Annotated in this window: 17 protein-coding genes and 1 pseudogene; 5 read left to right on the top strand and 13 right to left on the bottom strand. The window is 71.1% G+C overall.

Translation table 11 applies throughout. The features are described from left to right. Positions 1-170 precede the first annotated feature (170 nt). Complete coding sequence (locus ACIBVN_RS15000) at positions 171-491, top strand: DUF2000 domain-containing protein (protein WP_397136497.1); 321 nt, start codon at positions 171-173, stop codon at positions 489-491. Between the two features lie 95 nt (positions 492-586). Here the strand turns inward: ACIBVN_RS15000 and ACIBVN_RS15005 are convergent, their stop codons facing one another. After that, positions 587-2,929 (bottom strand): SCO7613 C-terminal domain-containing membrane protein, encoded by a 2,343-nt coding sequence (locus tag ACIBVN_RS15005; protein WP_397136499.1) that lies wholly within the window; start codon positions 2,927-2,929, stop codon positions 587-589. A gap of 696 nt (positions 2,930-3,625) precedes the next feature. Here ACIBVN_RS15005 and ACIBVN_RS15010 point away from each other — a divergent pair. Continuing rightward, positions 3,626-3,793, top strand: coding sequence for a hypothetical protein (locus ACIBVN_RS15010; RefSeq protein ID WP_397136501.1), 168 nt, complete (start codon positions 3,626-3,628; stop codon positions 3,791-3,793). 393 nt (positions 3,794-4,186) lie between these two features. On the opposite strand, the gene ACIBVN_RS15015 is transcribed toward ACIBVN_RS15010, so the two are convergent. The 3 genes and pseudogenes from ACIBVN_RS15015 to ACIBVN_RS15025 form a co-directional block, all read right to left on the bottom strand. Beyond that, positions 4,187-4,699 carry a gluconokinase gene (locus ACIBVN_RS15015; protein WP_397136503.1) on the bottom strand — a complete coding sequence of 171 codons (513 nt, stop codon included), beginning with the start codon at positions 4,697-4,699 and terminating at the stop codon, positions 4,187-4,189. 46 nt (positions 4,700-4,745) lie between these two features. Continuing rightward, positions 4,746-5,303, bottom strand: a pseudogene (locus ACIBVN_RS15020) (4-carboxy-4-hydroxy-2-oxoadipate aldolase/oxaloacetate decarboxylase); the annotation flags it as partial. A gap of 15 nt (positions 5,304-5,318) precedes the next feature. Further along, complete coding sequence (locus tag ACIBVN_RS15025) at positions 5,319-5,609, bottom strand: aminotransferase class I/II-fold pyridoxal phosphate-dependent enzyme (protein ID WP_397136505.1); 291 nt, start codon at positions 5,607-5,609, stop codon at positions 5,319-5,321. 2 nt (positions 5,610-5,611) lie between these two features. Between ACIBVN_RS15025 and ACIBVN_RS15030 the strand changes: the two genes are divergently transcribed. Beyond that, positions 5,612-6,295, top strand: coding sequence for a zinc-binding dehydrogenase (locus tag ACIBVN_RS15030; RefSeq protein ID WP_397136507.1), 684 nt, complete (start codon positions 5,612-5,614; stop codon positions 6,293-6,295). Between the two features lie 228 nt (positions 6,296-6,523). Continuing rightward, a complete protein-coding gene (locus ACIBVN_RS15035) occupies positions 6,524-7,135 on the top strand; it encodes a hypothetical protein (RefSeq protein WP_397136509.1) in 612 nt (203 codons plus the stop codon). 30 nt (positions 7,136-7,165) lie between these two features. Here ACIBVN_RS15035 and ACIBVN_RS15040 read toward each other — a convergent pair whose 3' ends face one another. From ACIBVN_RS15040 to ACIBVN_RS15080, 9 genes are read right to left on the bottom strand one after another with little or no spacing between them, the layout of a single operon-like run. Then, positions 7,166-8,701 carry an amylo-alpha-1,6-glucosidase gene (locus tag ACIBVN_RS15040; RefSeq protein ID WP_397136511.1) on the bottom strand — a complete coding sequence of 512 codons (1,536 nt, stop codon included), beginning with the start codon at positions 8,699-8,701 and terminating at the stop codon, positions 7,166-7,168. Positions 8,702-8,748: 47 nt separating this feature from the next. After that, positions 8,749-9,522 (bottom strand): carbohydrate ABC transporter permease, encoded by a 774-nt coding sequence (locus tag ACIBVN_RS15045; protein WP_397136513.1) that lies wholly within the window; start codon positions 9,520-9,522, stop codon positions 8,749-8,751. A gap of 10 nt (positions 9,523-9,532) precedes the next feature. Beyond that, on the bottom strand, positions 9,533-10,459 hold the full coding sequence (locus ACIBVN_RS15050; protein ID WP_397136515.1) for a carbohydrate ABC transporter permease: 927 nt from the start codon (positions 10,457-10,459) through the stop codon (positions 9,533-9,535). A 2-nt stretch (positions 10,460-10,461) separates the two neighbouring features. Beyond that, positions 10,462-11,748, bottom strand: a complete 1,287-nt coding sequence (locus ACIBVN_RS15055) for an ABC transporter substrate-binding protein (RefSeq protein ID WP_397136517.1) — start codon at positions 11,746-11,748, stop codon at positions 10,462-10,464. Positions 11,749-11,784: 36 nt separating this feature from the next. Next, on the bottom strand, positions 11,785-12,546 hold the full coding sequence (locus ACIBVN_RS15060) for an SDR family NAD(P)-dependent oxidoreductase (protein WP_397136519.1): 762 nt from the start codon (positions 12,544-12,546) through the stop codon (positions 11,785-11,787). Then, complete coding sequence (locus tag ACIBVN_RS15065) at positions 12,543-13,745, bottom strand: ATP-NAD kinase family protein (protein ID WP_397136521.1); 1,203 nt, start codon at positions 13,743-13,745, stop codon at positions 12,543-12,545. Before ACIBVN_RS15065 ends, ACIBVN_RS15060 begins: the two co-directional genes overlap by 4 nt. Further along, on the bottom strand, positions 13,742-15,283 hold the full coding sequence (gcvPB, locus tag ACIBVN_RS15070; protein WP_397136523.1) for an aminomethyl-transferring glycine dehydrogenase subunit GcvPB: 1,542 nt from the start codon (positions 15,281-15,283) through the stop codon (positions 13,742-13,744). The genes ACIBVN_RS15065 and gcvPB overlap by 4 nt, the downstream gene beginning before the upstream one ends. Beyond that, a complete protein-coding gene (gene gcvPA, locus ACIBVN_RS15075; RefSeq protein ID WP_397136525.1) occupies positions 15,280-16,605 on the bottom strand; it encodes an aminomethyl-transferring glycine dehydrogenase subunit GcvPA in 1,326 nt (441 codons plus the stop codon). The genes gcvPB and gcvPA overlap by 4 nt, the downstream gene beginning before the upstream one ends. Further along, positions 16,602-18,572, bottom strand: coding sequence for a beta-galactosidase (locus ACIBVN_RS15080; protein WP_397136527.1), 1,971 nt, complete (start codon positions 18,570-18,572; stop codon positions 16,602-16,604). Before ACIBVN_RS15080 ends, gcvPA begins: the two co-directional genes overlap by 4 nt. 103 nt (positions 18,573-18,675) lie before the next feature. Between ACIBVN_RS15080 and ACIBVN_RS15085 the strand changes: the two genes are divergently transcribed. Continuing rightward, positions 18,676-19,323, top strand: a complete 648-nt coding sequence (locus tag ACIBVN_RS15085; protein ID WP_397136529.1) for a GntR family transcriptional regulator — start codon at positions 18,676-18,678, stop codon at positions 19,321-19,323. Positions 19,324-19,350 lie beyond the last annotated feature (27 nt).

Here is a 19,350-nt window from a genome sequence, read left to right on the forward strand (position 1 = left end):
GGACGTATTCCGTCAAACGGAAGATCGACCATGCCCTTGGCGGCGAAGCTCGTCCTCGTGGTTCGCGACGACCTCGAACCCGCGACGGCGGTGAACGCGGCCGCGGTGGCCGGGCTCAGCCTGGGTGCCCGCCTGAGTGCACGCCTGGCGATCCGCTGGGCAGCGACGGCGTGGATGCCTCGGGCGGATGGCACGCGGGGCTGAACCCCCACCCGGTTCCCGTCCTCACTGCCTCGGCCGATGAGCTGCGGGAACTGCACCACCGTGCCCTGTCCCGGGACGACCTGATCACCGTGGGCTTCAACGAGGTGGCCCGTGCCGCCCGTGACTATGACGACTACCTCGCCATGTTGAAGACCACCCCGTCGCAGGACCTCGACTTCGTGGCCGCCGCGCCTCGGGGTGCGCGCGCTCGCCCGCCCGCACGCCGGTGGCGGGGCTCCTTCCGAGAGCAGCCCAGATCATGGAGGCGCGCCCACGACAGGGAATAAATCAGACACAAAGCGATAATTTCGCGTTAGGAGTTCGTTCACCATGACGGTCTCGGCCGCGTCGAGGGCCCGCTTCCTCTTTCGATAGTGGAACGTCAACCCATCGCCGTCAGGGTGTCACGCAACCGGCGCAGGTCCCGCATGCGGGCCTCGTACGTCGCCCCGACCACCACGAGCAGCAGCCCGCCCACGGCGATCGGCACCCAGCGCGGCACCGCGAGGAGCAACTCCGACACGTACGGGGCCAGTTCCCGCACCGCGACCCCGGGGACCACGACGGCTCCGATCACCGTGGGCGCCTGGAGCCGGAACCGGGCTCCGGCGAACAGCACCGCCAGCGCCAGCACGCCGAGCGCCAGCGACCGCCGCCAGTCCGTGTCCGAGTAGACCGCGACCAGGCTGGGCAGCATCGTGAAGGAGAGGCCCGCACCATAGGCCGCCCAGGAGGAGACCGGCGCGCCGCGCCGCCGCCACCAGCCGGATCCCAGCAGGACCAGCGAGCACGGCACCGTGTACGCCTCGACGACGGTGACCTCGTCCGCCACCAGTCGCAGCCACGAGGCCAGCAGCAGCAGGGTGGCGCCGGTGTACCTGAGGCCGTTCACGCCGCCTCGGCCGGCCGAGCCCGCCCACAGCGACATGAGCAGCACCAGCACCCCGGCCACGGCGAACCCCACGCTCGCCGCGACGAGGACGCGCAGGCCCAGCGAGAACCCCACCGCCACCGCCTCCAGCCCGAAGAACAGCGCGGCGAAGCCCAGTCCCCAGACCCGGATGTCCTTCACCCTGGCCACCAGCGCCATGGCGGCGGCCGCCACCGCCAGGATCGGCAGCACGATCAGCGTCGCCGGCTCGCTGCCGAACGCGTACGCCGCCGCCCGTACCGAGGCGGGACCGGCGACGAGCGCGCATGCCACCGCCCACCAGGGCGCCCGGCTTAGTGTGGCGGCCACCGCCGGCGCGACGGCCAGCGCCGCCTGCACCGCCACCGCGGCCGGGTAGGGCATCGCGAAGGCTTGGGGGGCGACCGCGACCATGAGCGCCCCGGACAGCAGCGCGCCGGACGCCGCCGCCTTCATCGCCCACCCGCCGGCGCCACGCTCGGCCGCCGCCTTCATCGGCCGCCCGCCGGTGCCACGCACAGCCGCCACCTTCATCGGCCGCCCGCCAGCGCCGTGCACGACCGCCGCCAGGAGTCCGGCCGCCACCACGCCCAGCACCGCCACGTCCGCCGGCGACGCCATCTCGCCCAGCTGCCACTGCGGTCCGTCCCACGTGCCCGTCCAGAGCACGTCCAGCCAGGCGAGCGGCGCCGCCAGCGTGGCCACGAGCCGGGGCAGCAGCGTCAGCGTGGTCAGCAGCGCGACCAGCCCGCCGGTGGCCATGCCCGCCAGCCGCACCCTCCGCCAGGGCAGCCAGGCGGTGGCGAGCACCACGGCGAGTGCGGGAATGAGGTAGGCCAGGGGACGCCAGTCCGTGCCCGGGCCGTCCAGCGCCGGCTGCGCCAGCGCGGCCGGCACGGCGATCAGCGTGAGCGCGGTTCCGACGGTGACCGCGGAGGCCCAGATCTCCTCTTGTTCCTTGCCCGGCCTGGCCAGCAGCCAGGTCACGAACCCGCCGAGCAGGGCCAGCGCGACCAGCGGCGCCGACCTGACCAGCGCCTGACCGACGGACGGGGACCCCAGCGCGTACGGCGCGCCGCCCAGCAGGGCGAGGGTCGCGACCCCGCTGCCGGCCACGGCGGCCGTCACCCGCACCGCTCCCCGGCCGTAGCGGACCACGGCGACGTCCAGCGCCGCCGTGGCCACCAGCGTGGCCACCAGCCAGGTCGCCGACAAGTCGCCGGCCAGCAGCGGCAGGACCGGCTGCGCCAGCACCACGGCGACCGGAGCGGGTCCGCGAAGCCGGGTGACCCGGGCATAGGCCACCAGGATGAGCGCGGTGAGCCCGAACACCCCCGCCGTGTAGTGCAGCGCGTCGAGGGCGTCGGCCCCGGCGAATCCCGCCCGCCTGGCCGCGTAGCCGTCGAGCAGCAGCAGCGCGACCGCGAACCCGGCCACGGTCTCGGCCGTCGCGGTGAGCCTGCGCCGGATCAGCACGACCGGCGCCAGCAGCACCAGCGCGGTGAACGCCGCCAGCACGGCCGCGCGCCCGCCCATGCCCAGCCGCCCCCAGCTCACCACGGTGAACACCACCGCCGCCACCGTCAGCAGCAGGCCGCCGAGGATGAGCAGGACGTTCTTCGCGGCGCCCGGTGAGACCTCCCGCGTCGGGGCACCGGGCCCCTGACCCGCCACACCCGCAGGCCCCTGACCCGCCGCACCCGCGCCTGCCGCCCCGTGATCCGCCGCGCCGGCGCGCAGGACGCCGAGCAGTTCCGTACGGCGGGCCTGTAATCTGGCCTGCTGATCCCTCAGCCCGGCGAGAGCCTGGTCCACCTGCCAGAGCTCGTGCGCGGCGGGTCCCTGCAGAGGCAGCCCACACCTCGGGCACCTGGACACCGGCTCCTGTGGCCCGGTTCCGGACAACATCGCACCGCAGTCCGGACAGTTCATACTTCCACGCACCGATACTCCGTCTTAGAACCTGTCGAGATGACCCATACTTCACCGCGACGTCCTTTTGAACCACTGTCACCGGGAACGGCGGTCTTCCGCGGAACGGATCGACACCTGTGCGCTCAGGTAACCGTTCCGGCTCCCGCACATCGGCGTCCCAGGTGAAGGCGTTCCGCGAGATGATCCGGTTGTCGTCACGTGCCGGAGTGGGGAGCCTGGCCAGCGTCGCAGAGCCGGCCACCATGCGCCCTCCGGCCGACGTCTTCAGCTCCGAGCCGGCGGGTGAGGTCCGCGAGGTGCGCTGTTCATCTTCCTGTGCCTGCACCGGCACGAGCTGTCAGATGGCGCCTTTCACGCGCGCCAGCAGGGGCGGGGGCTGGCGGCGGGCGCTGCGGCGCCGGCCAGGCAGGCAGGAACGCCGCAGTCGGCCGGGCCGGGCATCGACGCCGCCGTCCAGGTCCGCGATCAAGTCGTCATCATCATCGATGGCAGCGCGAGCCGGACCCGAGGCGTGGCACGGGACGGCGCATCAGCGTCGAAGATCCCGACATGCTCAGATGACGTCACCCATGTCGAATGACGATCATCGATCTCATCCCGTGGGGCGTCCTGCTCGCGGTCGCCGTGTCCGTCGTCGAGCTGCTCGCCCGCTTCATGGTCGCTTGCGCGACGAGTGCCCTGCCGCCGATCGCGGCATGGGGCGACCTAACCGATCTGTCCGTGGCTGGTGCACGAAGTCGTTGATCGAGCGGAGGTTGAGCTGCCTGCCGACGTTGTGACCGGGTTCGTTGGCGGTGGCTTCCTTGGGTGCGTGACCGTCGAACGCGATTTCCAGACGCCAGCCGTCACGCTCCAGGATGACCGTAGGGCCGGAGGATCGCGGGACGGTCTGCACATCCCAGCCGTGTCGGTGTGCCCGATGGGCAAGTGCGTGCGGATTCACCGATTCGTACTCCTTGCTCGAACGGGGGTCCAGTGGAGTTTACCTACGCAGCGTCATGGAACGGATGCTACTGGTAGGCAACTGGTCGATCCCTTCTATCGAGGGGACGATCGGGGGTCCGGTTTCGGTTCCATCGCGAGCTTTGATGGCGGATCGCGGGCTCGCTCAAGGGGTCGCCCGGGGCGCCCGCACGCTCACTCCATGCCGCCGCCGGCGCCCGCTATCGCGGCCAGCGCACGGCGGGTGATCTCGCCCGGCGGGGCGTCCACGGATACCGTCACCCCCTTCTCGTCCGCCTCCAGCGGGTCCAGTGCCTCGAACTGCGAGCGCAGCAGTGCGGGCGGCATGAAATGGCTGACGCGTTCCGCCAGCCGGCGTCCGATGAGCTCCTCGGAGCCGTCGAGGTGAAGGAAGAAGACGTCCGACGCGTCCGCCCGCAACCTGTCCCGGTACCGGCGGCGCAGAGCCGAGCAGGCGACGACACCACCCTTCCCGCCCTGCCCGGCCAGCCAGGCGGCGATCAGGTCAAGCCAGGGCGCCCGATCGGCGTCGTCCAGCGGGACCCCCGCCGCCATCTTGGCGATGTTCGCCGGCGGGTGGAGGTCGTCCGCCTCGGCATACGGCAGCCCGAGTCGCTCGGCGAGCAGGGCGCCGACCGTCGACTTGCCCGAACCGCACACTCCCATGACGACCACCAGCGGGGCCATGTCTCGTACCTCCTTGTCGGCTCTGCGCGGGCGCCTGGTGCGCCTTCGGCGGGCGGACCGCCGTCTCGACCAGGTCTTCGCGCCGCACCACCACGACGCCGTCGGCGTCACCGCGCACCACGTCGCCAGGGCGTACGATCTCACCGCCGATGAGGACGGGCTCGGCCATGGGGCCGACGCTCTCCTTGACCGTGCCTTTGATGGAGACGCTGAGGGAGAACACCGGGAACCCGAGTTCGCGCAGTTCCCGGGTGTCGCGAACGCCCGTGTCGGTGATGAGCCAGCCAAGGCCCTTGGCCACGCAGGCGTTGGCCAGTACGTCGCCGAAGGAACCGGCCTCGGCGTACTCACCGGCGGACACCACGATGACATCGCCTGGCCGGGCGTACGCGATGGCGACCTGGAGCATGATGTTGTCCCAGGGGGCGCAGACCACGGTGAACGCGGGCCCGCACAGCGACATGGCGTCGTCGACCGGCTTGATCCTGGAGCTCAGCGCGCCGAGCCGGCCCTGTGCCTCGTGGATGGTGGCGGAGGAGTACTCACTGAGCCGCCGGACCAGCGCGGGATCGGGGCGGTCGAACTTCGTGTTGACATGCGGCATGGTCTTCTCCGTGGGTCAGGCAAGGTCGGCGCAGGCGCGGGCGAGGCGCTCGCAGGCCTCGCGCAGGACGGTGCTCGACGTCGCGAAAGAGATGCGGAAGTAGCCGGGTGCCCCGTAAGCCGCTCCGTGGATCACCGCCACTCGCTGCGACTCCAGGAGGTGGCGCGCGAACTCCTCGTCCGAACGGAGCTCCTCGCCTGCCGGGGTGCGCCTGCCGAGCAGCCCGGCACATCCCACGAGCACGTAGAAGCCGCCGCTCGGCGCGGTGCACGTCAGGCCGGGGACGTCGGTCAGGCAGCGCGGCACGGATGCCCCACGTCCAGGGCGGTTTCGCCGAGCGTCTGGTCGTACCCGCAGACCAGGTGCGCGCGCTGCCTGCCGGTCTCGACCCGGGCCGGGCGGTGCTGGCCGAACCACTGTCCGTCGCCCTGCACGCGGTGCGCCGCGCTCGAGAGGCGGCCGGGGGCTGGGGGCGGGTGCTGGTCACCGGCGCCGGTCCCATCGGTGCCTTGGTGGTCGCCGCACTGCGCCATGCGGGAGCCGCGGAGGTGACCGTCAGCGATCTGCTGGACGCCCCTCTGGACATCGCCCGGAGGGTCGGCGCCACGGCCACCGTCCGGGCGGACCACCCCGACGACCCGGCGTGGCCGGACGACGTCGACGTCGCCATCGAGGCGTCCGGTTCCGCGGAGGGCCTCGACACCTGCGTACGGCGGGTACGTCGCGGCGGAACGGTCGTCCTCCTCGGGCTGCTCCCGCCCGGCAAGACCGGGCTCCTGGGCAACGTGGTCGTCACCAGGGAGATCACCATGCGGGGCGCCTTCCGCTTCGACCACGAATTCGACGACGCGCTCTCGCTCCTGGCCTCGGGCCTGGAGGTCGATCCTGTCATCAGCCACACCCTTCCGCTGGCCCGGGCGGTCGAAGCGTTCGACCTGGCCGGTGACCGTTCCATGGCGTCGAAGGTCCTGCTGGACCTGGGCGGCGAATGAGCAGAGCGCGTGGCGCGGACGATGGAGGTAGCCGCCGATTGAGGCATTTGCCGAATTCGCCATCACTCGCGACTGGGGGGCGTCGTGGGACATGGGCCTTTGAAGCGGATTCCTTGGTCAAGTAATGGATTAACGGCCACCCATTACGGAATCCTTGAGCAGGCGAGAACGCCGCAGCCCACCACACCGGCTGCCCCCGAAGCGATCAACGAGTGCGATGGCGGATCCGTGGAACAGCTGCAATACCGAAGGCTCATCAAGGTGCTGGAGCAAGTGGCCGTGGCTCGGGAGGGTGAGCTCTATCCGGCGCTGGCCGAGGCTGTGGCCGTCCATCTCGGGTGGATCGACGCGTTCGTCGCCAAGAACCCCGCTTATCTGGCGCTGGGAAGCGATGGCGAGGAGCAGTACCTCACCATGTTCCGGCCGGACTTCGTGGAGGAATACGTCGAGCGCTGGCGCTGGAACAATCCGTTCGCCTCGCACGACGGGGTCGCCCGCCTGACCCGCCACGGCGCGGCGACCCTCGGACAGCTCCGCCTGCGGGCGACCGAGCCGGAGCGGGACTTCGCCGACACATTCCTGCGCAGCCACGGCATCGACGACATGCTGAAGATCGTCGTCAGGTCCCGGTCCACGGGCGCGGTCAGCACGCTGGGGGTGCCGTTCGACGGTGATCGGCGCGCCATCGAGCCGAGCGACCTGCTGATGGCGGCCACGCTTGGCCCGTTGCTGAGCCCGTACTTCGACTCGAACCTCGTACCGGCCTCCGTGCGGGACCTCACCTCAGATGAGCGCCTGACCGAGCTGACCGCCGAGTGGGAACGCCGTCCGACGAGCTGACCCCGCCCGCGTTCCGCCGTCTGGTGCCGGTCAGCCCTCCTGAGCGAGGTCCAGGAAGAGGGCGGCCGACCAGCCGAAGGCGGTCGTCGCGCGGCCCGCGCGGCGGCCGGTCAGCGGGTTCCAGTACTCGTGGAGGCCACCACCGTCGCGGACCATGGCCAGGGTGCGCTCGCGCAGCTCGGCGGCCGTCCCCTGATGCCCCGAGCGGCGCAGGCCGTCGATGAGCAGGTAGTTGACGTTCAGCCAGACCGGTCCGCGCCACATGGCCTCGGGGTCGAATCTCGGGTCGTCGAAGGCGACGGTCGGCACCGGGTGCCCGGCCCAGAAGCTGGGCGAGCGCAGGTCGGCGACGAGCCGGTCCGCGATCCCCGCAGGGAGCCGCCCGGTGAAGAGCGGCATCAGCTCCAGCGGGGTGCGCACGTCCGCCTCGCGCCCGCCGACCACCGTGGCGAACCTCGTGCCGTTCCACCGGCGCGCGATCATGCGGTCCACCAGGGCCCGCGCCCTGGCTCGCCACGGTGCGGCATCCTTGCCGAGCGCCTGCGCGATGTCGCCCAGGCGGTCGTGCTGGAGGGCGAGGTAGGCGTTCAGGTCGGGCGGCTCGGCGCGGGGGCCACCGTCCCAGACAGGGCTGTCGTCCAGGCCGGACGAGTACGGGTGCAGGTATTCGGCCAGGCCGTCGCCGTCCGGGTCGGAGTGCCTGAACCACCACTTCTGGGAGCGGGCCAGCGGCTCGTAGACCTCGGCGAGGAAGGCGGGGTCGGGGTCCACCTCGTGGATCTTCCACACCGCCCAGGCGGTGAGCGGCGGCTTGGTGACGGGTACGGCGTCCCCGATCGGCCCGCCCCCGACATGCTCGGCCAGCCTGGCCAGGTCGGAGCGGGGCAGGTCGGTGGTCTCGGCCAGCACGCCGTGGTCGTGTACGACATCGGGGAGCAGGCCGTCGGGGCGCTGGTGGTCGAGCAGGATGCGGATCTGCTCCCTGGCCAGGGCGGGGTCGGCGTGCCTGAGCGCGATGGCGTGGAAGTAGGAGTCCCAGTTCCACAGGCCGACGTAGCCGTTCTTGGAAGGGACGAGTGACTCTCGGCCCTGGATCCGTACCAGGTTCACCGCCAGTGTCCACCACGCGTCCTCCGCTCGTTCGCGCAGGTCCGCGGGCACGGCGGGCATGCGGGCGAACCAGTCACGCCATCGCGCGGCGGCCGCGTCGAGCACCGCCGCCGCGTCGTGCCTCGCGCGGTCCGGGCCGATGAGGGTGACGCAGCCGTCGATGTCAGCCTCGCCGCCGTCCCAGACGGCCCGCACGCCCGCCCCGGTCAGGACGAGCGTGTCCGGTCCCGCGAAGGCCATGGCCACGCCCCTCGCGAACTCCACGCGGTCCGGCAGCACCCGCAGCACCGGCAGTTCGCCGCTCCCCGAAAGGATCCGCAGGCCGGTGAGCACCGTCGCGTCGGCGAGCCTGGTCTCGTACAGGGCTCTGGTGATCCAGAGCGAGCCGTCGTCCGCCGCCATCACCAGCAGCCGCGAGCCGCGGTCGGTGAACGGGCGTTCGCGTAGGTCCGGCATCAGCGACCTCCCAGGCCGGAAGCGGCCATCGAGTTGATGATCTTCCGCTAGCCGATGAGGAAGGCGATGAGCGTCGGCACGACGGCGATCGCGGAGGCGGACAGGATGAGCCCGTAGTCCACGGCCGTGCGCTGGCCGGAGAACTGGCTGAGCAGCAGCGGCACCGTGGCGAGCTCGGGCGAGTTCAGGAAGATCAGGGGGAAGAAGAAGGCGTTCCAGGACGCGAGGAAGGCGATGATGCCGAGCGCGCCGAGACCGGGACGGATGTTCGGCAGCACGACGTTCCAGAAGCAGCGCCAGCGTCCCGCCCCGTCGATCCTGGCGGCCTCCTCCAGTTCCACGGGCACGGCCCTGATGAACTGGCGCAGCAGGAACACCGCGAACGGGTTCGCGATGCTCGGCACGATGAGCGACAGGTGCGAGTCGATCCAGCCGAACTTGGCCAGCATCAGGTAGAGCGGCACGACCGTCACCTGCGCGGGCACCATTTGGGTGGCCAGGAACACCACGAACAGCACGCCGGAGCCACGGAACCTGATCCGGGCGAAGGCGTAGGCGGCCATGGCCGAGGTCAGCAGCGTGAGCGTGACGTTCAGCGCGGCGATGTAGAAGCTGTTCCAGTACGCGGCGCCGAACGGCATCGCGCCGAGCGCGTCGGGATAGTTCTCCCAGCGCCACGGGTCGGGCAGCCAGTCGAGCGGGTTGTTCAGCATCTGCCGCACGCCCTTGAACGACGTCAGCAGCATCCAGACGAACGGGAAGAGCATCGCCAGCCCGCCGAGAGTGAGCCCGGCGTGCAGGGCTACCTGCCTGGGTCGCATGCCGCCCCCCTCACGAGTCGTAGTGGACGAGGCGCTTTTGCGCCGCGAACTGGACGAGCGTCACGAGCAGCGTCAGGACCAGGAGGATGAGCGCGGCGGCGCTGCTCATGCCGAACTGGAAGTCCTTGAAGCCCAGCTCGTAGACCTGGTAGACGATCGTCCTCGCGCCCTCGTTGTCCTCGGGGTCCACCAGCACGTAGATCTGGTCGAAGGCCTGGAACGAGCTGATCACCGCGACGACGGTGGAGAAGAAGATCGTCGGCGAGAGCAGCGGCAGCGTGACCGAGCGGAAGATGCGCAGGCTGCCCGCGCCGTCCATGCGCGCGGCCTCGACGATCTGAGGCGGGATCGTCTGGAGCCCGGCCAGGAAGATCACCACGTTGAGGCCGAGCGACGACCAGATCGTCACGACGGCGATGGCCACGATCACCCAGCCGGGGTCGCCGAGCCAGTCAGGCGCGGTGATGCCGAACCAGCGCTTCAGCGACGAGTTCAGGACGCCGTAGTCGTTGCCGGCCAGGATGATCTGCCACATCAGCGCGACGGCGACCGAGCTGGTGACCACCGGGAGGAAGTACAGCACCCGGTAGCAGCCGCTGCCCTTGACGTTGTTCAGCGCGACGGCGATGAGCAGCGCGAGGCCGAGCCCGAAGGGCACGGTCAGCAGCGCCAGCTTGACCGTGTTCCATACCGCCAGCCCGAATTCGGGATCGGACAGTTGGGCGGCGAAGTTGTCGAAGCCGGCCCATTCCTTCTGCCCGAGCCCGTCCCAGCGCATGAACGCCAGCACGACGGCGAAGCCGAGCGGGAAGACGAGGAACACCAGCAGCGCGGCGACCTGCGGCGCGAGGAAGAACGCGGCCCACCAGCCGTCGCGGTTGCGGACGGGCCGCGCGCGGTGGATCGTGCGGGGGCGGGCCCGCGTGAGGGCGGTCACGGCTAGCGCAGCTTGCCGTCGACGAGCTTCTGGAGCTGGGTCATGCCCTCGTCGAAGCCGACCTTGCCGGTCCACACCTTCATCAGGTGCTCGTTGATGTCGGCGGTGAGGCCGGGCACGGCGACCTCCTCGGGGTAGTTCGCGAAGCCGGTGTCGCGCACGTCGAGGAAGGTCTGGGCGTGGGCGGGGTAGCCGTCGGCGAGCACGATCTGCTCGGCGCCCTTGACGGACGGCACGGCGCCGCCGCCCTTGAGCCTGATGAGCTGGCCCTCCTTGCTGACGAACTCGGTGAGGAAGGCGAACGCCTGCTCGGGCAGCTTGGTGTCCTTGTTGAGCGCCAGATAGGAGGCGGCCACCGCGCCGGGCATGGGCCGGCCGGTCTGCGAGGGGAACGGCACGATGTCGTAGTCCGCCAGCTCGCCGCCCTTCTTCAGTGAGTCGATCATCCACCGGCCTCCGGCGTAGAAGCCGGCCTTGTGCTTGAGGAACTGCGTGCTCGGGCCGTTGCTGTCGGGCAGCAGGTCGGCGCTGAGGAAGGTCTTGTCCTGGTAGCCCTTGGCCAGAGCCTGCAGGGCCTCGCGTGCCTTGGGGTCGGTGGTGGCGACGAACTTCCCGCCGTCCCAGACCTTCCCGCCGAAGCCGTTGATCATGGAGTACGTGGAGCCGTACCAGTTCCAGAAGATCGACCCGGCCTTGCCCGCCGCCTTGAGCTTGGCGTTCATGTCGAGGTACGTGGCCATGGTCCACCGTCCGGCCTCGTTGAGCGCGGCGGGGTCCTCGGTGATCCCGGCGTCCTTGAGCGCCTTCTTGTCGAACCAGAGCACCTCGGGGTTGGTGTCGTTGGGGACGCCGTAGATCTGGCCGTCCTTCCTGGCGCCGCCGTAGATACCTTCGAAGAAGTCCTCGGGCTTGCTCTTGGAGGAAGGACCGGCCAGCTTGTCGTTGAGCGGGGTGAGCACCCCGGCGGAGACGAACTTGCCGATGTTGTCGTCGCCCACGAAGAACACGTCGGGGGCGGTCTTGCTGGTGAGCTGGGCGAGCAGCTTGGGGTGGTAGTCCTCGTACTTGGCGACCGGCTCCAGCTTGAGCTTGATGTCGGGATGGCGCTTCGCGAAGTCCTCGGTGAACTTCTCGTAGAGCTTGATGTCCTCGGCCGATCCCCAGGTGGACCAGCGGATGGTGACCTGGCCGGATCCGCTGCTCATTCCTGGGACGTTCCCGCCGCCGCTGCCGCTGCACGCGGTCGTCGCGACGGCGAGGATGCCCAGGACTGCCAGGGCACGGTTCATGGTCGGCTCCTTCGGGGGTTGCGTGGGGGGTGTGGGTCAGGCGAGCCCGCCGCCGTCGACGACGAGGGCGGACCCGGTGATGTAGCTGGCCGCGTCACTGGCCAGGAAGAGCACAGCCTGGGCGATCTCGTCCGGGGTGCCCGCGCGACCCATCGGCCGGTCTGCCGCGTCGGACTGGAAGGCGGCCCAGTCCTCGCCGAGCTGGCGGGCCTCGTCGCGCAGCATGGGCGTGTCGGTGTCGCCGGGGTTGACGGAGTTGACGCGGATGCCGGCCTTGGCATGGTCGATGGCGAGTGCGCGGGTCATGTTGACCACGGCAGCCTTGGAGGCGCAGTACGAGATGGCGTTGCCGCCGCCCTTGAGGCCCCATCCCGACCCCGTGTTCACGATCGAGCCGCCCTCGGTCATGGCTGGGATGGCGTGCTTGCACATGAGGAACACCGAACGGACGTTGACCGCCATGACCCGGTCCCACTCCTCGACGTCGAGGTCGAGCGCGGTGGTGCGGCGGATGATGCCCGCATTGTTGAACAGGACGTGCAGGCCGCCGAAGGTCTCGACGGCGGCGCCGACGACGCGCCGGCAGTCCTCGGGGTCGGAGACGTCGGCCCGCACCGCCACAGCGGTCGCCTCTCCCGCCTCCGCGGCGATCTGCGCCACGGTGGCGTCCGCGCCGGCCGCGTCGATGTCGGCGACCACCACCCGGGCGCCTTCCCTGGCGAAGAGCAGGGCGGTGGCCCGCCCGATGCCCGAGGCGCCGCCCGTGACGATCGCGACCTTGCCGTCGAGCGTCTTCATCCGCTGAACTCCTCACTTGCCGCACAAATGCGATAAATCGTGCTTTCGCGGTATCCAGTGATCACCTGGACGTGCCCGCCGAGCTTCTTGTCGAAATCCTCGTCGCCGCTGTCGGCCAGCAGCGGCCGTCCCTTCAGCGACGCGAGCTTCTGCTGGGTGGCCAGGACGAGCAGCCGCCCACCCGGGCCTGAGCGGCCCCCATGGAGCACCGCGTCGAGCACCCTGGGCGACACCTGCTGGTTCCCGCGCCCCAGCACGAACCCCTGCCCGCCGATGACCGACAGAACCAGCATCGACTCCTTGCCGCTGACCAGGCCGAACAGCTCGGTCTCCGCGACGTCCGCCGCCACCAGCCGGCCGCCCTCCGGGGCGCGTTCGACCACGTCCACGCCGAGCAGCGTGGTGGCGAGGCCCAGCGCGCGGCCGACGGCCCGCGTGGTGGCGCCAGGCCCGAGGACGTAACGGACGCCGGGCCGCATCCTGGCCACGACCTCCTGTGCGACGCCCTCGGCGGTGGCGGGCGCCACGGCTGACGATCCGGCCTTGCGCCCCGACAACGCGGCGCGGGCGGCGGGGACGCGCAGGCTGCCGTACAGCCGGGGGCTGACCAGGCCGCGGCGGTAGGCGTCCTCGTCGAGATCCACCACCTCGGCCTCGGCCGTGCGCGCCGGGTCGAACTCCGCCGCGACGAATCCGGCGGCGGCCGGACTGATGGCGAAGCAGCCGGAGTAGACCTTCACCCCGGCCGGCACGCCCAGCACGGGCGGCGCGTGGCCGCCGAGCGCGCGGACCGCGTCGAGCACGTCGCGCGCCGTCCCGTCGCCGCCCGCGAACAGCAGCAGGTCCACCCCGGCCAGGGCGGCCACGGCGCGCCGCGTGTCCTCCGCGCTCGTCCCTGCGGAACCGCCGGAAGACGCCTTGGAGGACGCGGACGGCGGCCTGACCAGGTCGTACGGAGCCCCGGAGTCGCGTACGCTGTCCTCGCCCATCCGGCCCGGCACCGTGCGGACCCGGGTCCCGGGACGGCGGGCCATCAGCGTGCGGACGGCACGCGCCGCCCGCTCGCCGGCCAGGGGCGTCGCGCCCCTGGCCAGGGCCGCGCGCTGCACCTCCACGCCGTCGCTGCCTTTGAGCCCGGCCGCGCCGCCGAGACCGGCGACCGGGTTGACGACCAGCCCGACCACCGCCGCGCCCGTCATGACAGATGCTTGCGGACGTAGGCGCGCCAGGTGGGCGCCCACTCCTTGGGGTCGTCGAGCGACGTCATGTCGATCTTGTGGACGGTCTGGTTGTACGGCGCGCCCTTGACGAACTCGGGATCGCGCCGCGCCTCTTCGGCCACGTGCGCCAGGATGAGCGCGTACTCGTCGAGGTCCTCCTTCGAGTACGACTCCGTGGGCTCCAGCGTGAACGGTTCGGGCACCACGTACGGGTGGTGGCTGGTCCAGTAGTGCACCCCGAAGTCGGCCGCTCTGACGCCGATCTCCTCCGAGTGCACCCCGGTCTGCTCCGACAGCTCCTGCCACGAGTAGCGCACCTGCTCGACCCTGCGCCTGTCCCACGGCGCGGACGCGCCCGGGATCTGCAGGATCTTGTGCATCAGGTAGTTGTTGTTGAGCACGGCCGTCTCGGCGACCTGCCGCAGGCCCTCGGCCCCGAGCGCCATGATCCAGGCGTAGGCGCGCACGATGTTCGGGGTGACGCCGAGGAACGGCCGCACCTTGCCGATGGAGGCGGGCGGCGTCTCCAGGCGGTAGGACTCGCCGTCGAAGGCGACGACCGGGCCGGGCAGGAACGGCGCCAGGTCCTCGGAGACGCCGCACGCCCCGGCCGCGGGGCCGCCGCAGGCGTGCGGCGTGGAGAACGTCTTGTGCAGGTTGAAGTGGCACAGGTCGAATCCGGCGTCGCGGGCGCGGGTGATGCCGAGGATGCCGTTGGCGTTCGCCTGGTCGTAGCAGGCCAGGCCGCCCGCCTCGTGCACCAGGTCCACGAACTCCCTGATCCGGGGGTTGAAGATGCCGGTGTCCTCCGGGTTGGTGATCATCAGTGCGGCGGTGCGCGGGCCGACGGCCGCGCGCAGCGCCTCGATGTCGGGCAGGCCGTCGGCGTCCGGCATCAGGGTGATGACCTCGTAGCCCGCGGTCTTGGCGCAGGCCGCGTTCGACGGGTGGGAGAACATCGTGGTGATCACCTGGTCACGGCGTGCCTCGCCGCGGGCCGCGTGGTAGGCGCGGATCATGGCGATGTTGGCGTAGATGGCCGCCGACCCGGAGCCCGGCTGGAGCGAGACCCGCGCCATGCCGGAGATCTCCGCCAGCATGCGTTCGAGCCGCCAGTAGATCTCCAGCACGCCCTGAACGGTGTCCTCGTGCTGGAGCGGGTGCAGCTCGGCGATGGCGGCGGCGAACCTGTCGTTGACCTTGGGGCTGTACTTCATCGTGCAGGTGCCCTGCCCGACGTCGATGTTGAGGTCGACGCCCAGGTTCTCCTGCGACAGCCGCAGGTAGTGCCGCAGCACGTGCAGCTGGGACATCTCGGGCAGCTTCGGCGGCTGCGCGCGGCTAACGGAGTCGGGCAGCTCGACGCGGGGCGCGCCGGGCTCGGGCACGGCGACGCCGCGGCGACCGGGCGCGGACAACTCGAAGATGATCGGCTCGTCCCAGCGCGCCTGGTGGAAGCGGCGCAGCGGCGGCTTCGGCGCGACGGGGAGCTCGGCGAAGGACTCCGTGGTGTTCACAGCGTCTCCTGTACGGCTGCGGCGAGCCGGTCGATGTCGGCGATGGAGTGGCGTTCGGTCACACAGACCAGGACCGTGCGGTCGTCGAGCGCGACGCCGCCGTAGATGCCGCATTCGCGCAGCCCGTCGAGCAGGGCCGCGCTGGAGGGCACCTCGATGGCGAACTCGCGGAAGTGGATCGCGTCGCGGTGCAGCACCGTGACCGACGCGGCCAGGGCGTCCATGGCGTAGCGGGTGCGGGCCAGGATCGTCTCGCCCAGATCGCGCATGCCCTGCGGGCCCATGAGCGCCAGGTAGACCCCGGCCGTGATGCCCCAGAGGGCGGCGGCGGTACCGACCCACTCCTTGCCCTCCTCGCGGTGCGCGAAGGAGGTGCGGTCGTAGTAGACGTCGCCGAAGCCGTACTCGCCGGGCACCTTTGTCGGCGCGATGCCGAACAGCCGGGACGGGAACTCCGCGACCAGCGGCTCGTGGTCATGGGTGGCGATGTAGCCGGCGTGGCCGCCGCCGTAGCTCTGGTGCATGCCGAGCGACTGGATGTCGCCGCAGGCGATGTCCGCGCCGTAGGAGGCGGGCGGGGCGAGCACGCCGAGGGAGATCGGGTCGGCGCCGGCCACGAGCAGCGCGCCGTGCGCGTGGGCCAGGCCGGCCAGCTCGCGACCGCGGGTCTCGACGACGCCGTAGACGTTCGGGGTCTCCAGGTAGATCGCGGCGTAGGAGTCATCGAACGCCTCGACCGTGATCTCGCCGCCCTCCCCCACCGGGGCCAGGACTATCTCGATGTCCGGGGCGAGGAAGTCGCGCAGCTTGCTCAGTTTGTCGGCGCTGATGGCGGCGCTGACGCAGACCTTCGAGCGCTTGGTGTAGCGGCACGCCATGCGCAGGGCGGTGCCGGCCGCCTGGAAGCCGTCGTAGGTCGGGACGTTGACGACGTCCATCTCCAGCAGCTCGCCCATCATGCTGACGTACTCGAACAGGGCCTGGAAGCGGCCATGGTCCTCGTACGGCTCGCCCGCGTACGCGGTGAGGAACTCGCTCCTCGCGTTCACCTCGTCGCACACGGCCGGGACGTGGTGCGGGTAGCAGCCGTGGCCGAGGAAGCTCAGCGCCTGCTCCGTGTCGGTGACGCGGTCAAGCAGGCCCTTCATGTGGCGTACCAGGTCGTGTTCCGCCGTGAACGGCGCGGGCAGATCGAGTGGCCGGGCCAGGCGCAGTTCCGCGGGAATGTCGGCGTAGAAGTCCTCGACGCTCGACGCGCCGATCGCGGCGAGCATCTCGGCCCGCACGCCGGGTTCGGCGTTCGGGATGTATGGGTGCGTCACGTGTCTCCTTCAGTCCTGAGCACTACGGCGTCGCGCGGGGCGAGCTCGATGTCGCCGCGCAGGCGGGTCTGGGTGAGCAGGTCCGTGCCGGGGTGCGGCAGGGTGACCCGCTGCGGGGTGGTCGTGTGGTTGAGCAGGAAGAGGTGGCGCCCGCGGCGGACCGCCTCCACGCCCGCGGGCGCCTCGACGGCCGCGACGCCGCCGAGCACCCGGTCGAGCACGGGCGTCACGTCGTCGAGCAGGCAGCTGACGTAGGTGACGTTCCCCTTGCGGGTGATCGCAGGCAGGCCGTGGAGGTCGCCGCCCTCGTACGTGGCGAGCACCGCCGCGGGGTCGTCGCCGTCGAGGCGCACCCACTCCGTCCAGGTCCTGGCCACGCCGGTGGCGCCGCCCGCGTACCGCACCCGCTGGGTCGCCCCGTCGGTGAGCGGCCAGAACTCGTCGATCGCGACGCCGAGCAGGTCGCGCAGCGGGCCGGGCGCGCCGCCGTCGTGGACGCGGTCGGCGGTGTCCACGACGCCGCTGAACGGGCCGACCACCAGCTCGCCGGTCACCGACGCGAGCCGCCCTGCCTGCTCGGGTGTGCACAGGTAGAGGTTCGGCACGATCACCACGCGGTAGCTGGACAGGTCGCGGTCCGGCGGCGCGAGATCGACCGTGATGCCGCGGGCGTGCAGCGGCGCGTACCAGGCGAGCAGCAGGTCCTTGAGCTTGAGCCGGTTGGACGGCATCGACTCCGGCGCCTCCAGGCCCCACCAGCTGTCCCAGCCGAGCACGAGCGCCACCTCGGCCCGCGTGTCCGTGCCCGCGACCTCCGCGAGCCGCCGCAGGTCGGAGCCGAGGCGCAGGGTGTCCCGCCAGCCGCGCGTGCGCGTGCCGCCGTGCGGGAGGAGAGCCGAGTGGAACTTCTCCGGGCCGTACTTGGCCTGGCGCCACTGGAAGAACAGCACGCCGTCGGCGCCGTGGGCCACCGCCTGAAGGCTGTGCAGCCGCATCATGCCGGGCGGTTTGGGGACGTTCACCTCGCGCCATGACACCGCCGACGGCGCCGACTCCAGCAGCAGCCAGGGGCGCCGTTTGAGCGAGCGCATCAGGTCGTAGCTGAGCGCGACCGCCACGTGCGACTGCGGGTCGGCCGGGTCGGGATAGGCATCGTCGCTCACCAGGTCCTCGGCCGCGGCCCACGCCCAGTAGTCGAGGCCGTGCAGGATGCTCATGAAGTTGGTGGTGACGGGAACGTCCGGGGTCATCACGCGCAGCACGTCGCGCTCGGCGGAGAACAGCTCCAGGAGCGCGTCGCTGCAGAAACGGCGCCAGTCGAGGAGCTGGGCCGGGTTGATCGGGCCTGGCGCCCTGCGCGGCGGCTCGATCTGGCCGAACGCGGTGTAGTGCTGGCCCCAGCAGGACGTGCCCCAGGCGGAGTTCAGCGACTCGATCGTGCCGTGGCGGGCCTCCAGCCAGGCGCGGAAGTGCCGTGCCGACTCCGGGCAGAAGCACTCCAGCGTATGGTCGGCGTACTCGTTGCCGACGTGCCACATGGCCAGGGCGGGGTGGCCGCCGTACCGCTCGGCCATGGCAGTGGCCAGCCGCACGGCGTGCTCACGGAAGACCGGCGAGCTGGGGCAGTAGCCCTGGCGCGAGCCGAACTCCAGCCTCACCCCCTGCGCGTCGACCGGCATGACCTCCGGGTGCTCGCGGACCAGCCACGGCGTCGGGGTCGCGGTCGCGGTGGCGAGATCGGCCGCGATGCCGTGCTCGTGCAGCAGGTCCAGGACGCGGTCGAGCCAGCCGAAGTCGTACGCGCCGGGCCGCGGCTCCAGCCGCGACCACGAGAAGACCGCGACGGTGACCATGGTCACCCCGGCCTCGGCCATGAGCCGCATGTCCTCGGCCCAGACCTCCTCGGGCCACTGCTCGGGGTTGTAGTCGCCGCCGAACAGCAGCCCGGGCACGCGGGTCAGGCTCACTCCCGCTCCCTTCTCGTGATATTTTGTATTCAGAATTCATAGTGCAGTATTTTGTATCGCGTCAAGCGGTAAGCTTGGCCCGGCCGGAAACCGAAGGAGCGTCATGCCCATCGAGCGGCGACCGCTGCGCGAGCAGATCAGGGAAGAGCTGCTGACCAGGCTTGACCGGGGCGACTTCGCCGCGGGCACCGACATCAACGAGGCCGCGCTCGCCGCGGAGCTGGGCGTCAGCCGCACCCCCCTGCGCGAGGCGCTCATCACCCTCGCGGGCGAGGGCGTGCTGGAGAGCAGCCAGGGCCGCGGCTTCAGGTTCGCGCCGGTGAGCCGCAAGGAGTTCCGGGAGCTGTGCGAGATCGTCGCGGCGCTGGAGTCGCTCGCACTCGACTGCTCCGACCCCGCCCACCTGCGCCGCATCGCCCCCCAGCTGCTGACGATGGCCCAGGAGTTCCCCGACCGGATCGCGGAGCAGCAGGAGATAGAGCGTCACGACGACGAGTGGCACGACCTGCTGCTGAGCGGCTGCCGCAACGAGCGCCTGCTCGACCTCATCACCAGCGTCAAGGCGGGCATGCGGCGCTACGCCCACCTGCTGGCGGGCGACGACACCCCGCTGGAGCGGGAGGCGACCGAGCACCGCCTGGTGGCCGAGCTGCTCATCGCCGGAGACCTCCCCAAGGCCGCGCAGGCCCTGCGCGGCAACTGGGTCAACGGCATGGAGCGCATGATGTCCCGCATCCCCTCAGCTGATTAGCCCCCGGCACGCAGGACAGCGCCGTCG

Source organism: Nonomuraea sp. NPDC049400, from assembly GCF_044466425.1.
GTDB lineage: Bacteria > Actinomycetota > Actinomycetes > Streptosporangiales > Streptosporangiaceae > Nonomuraea.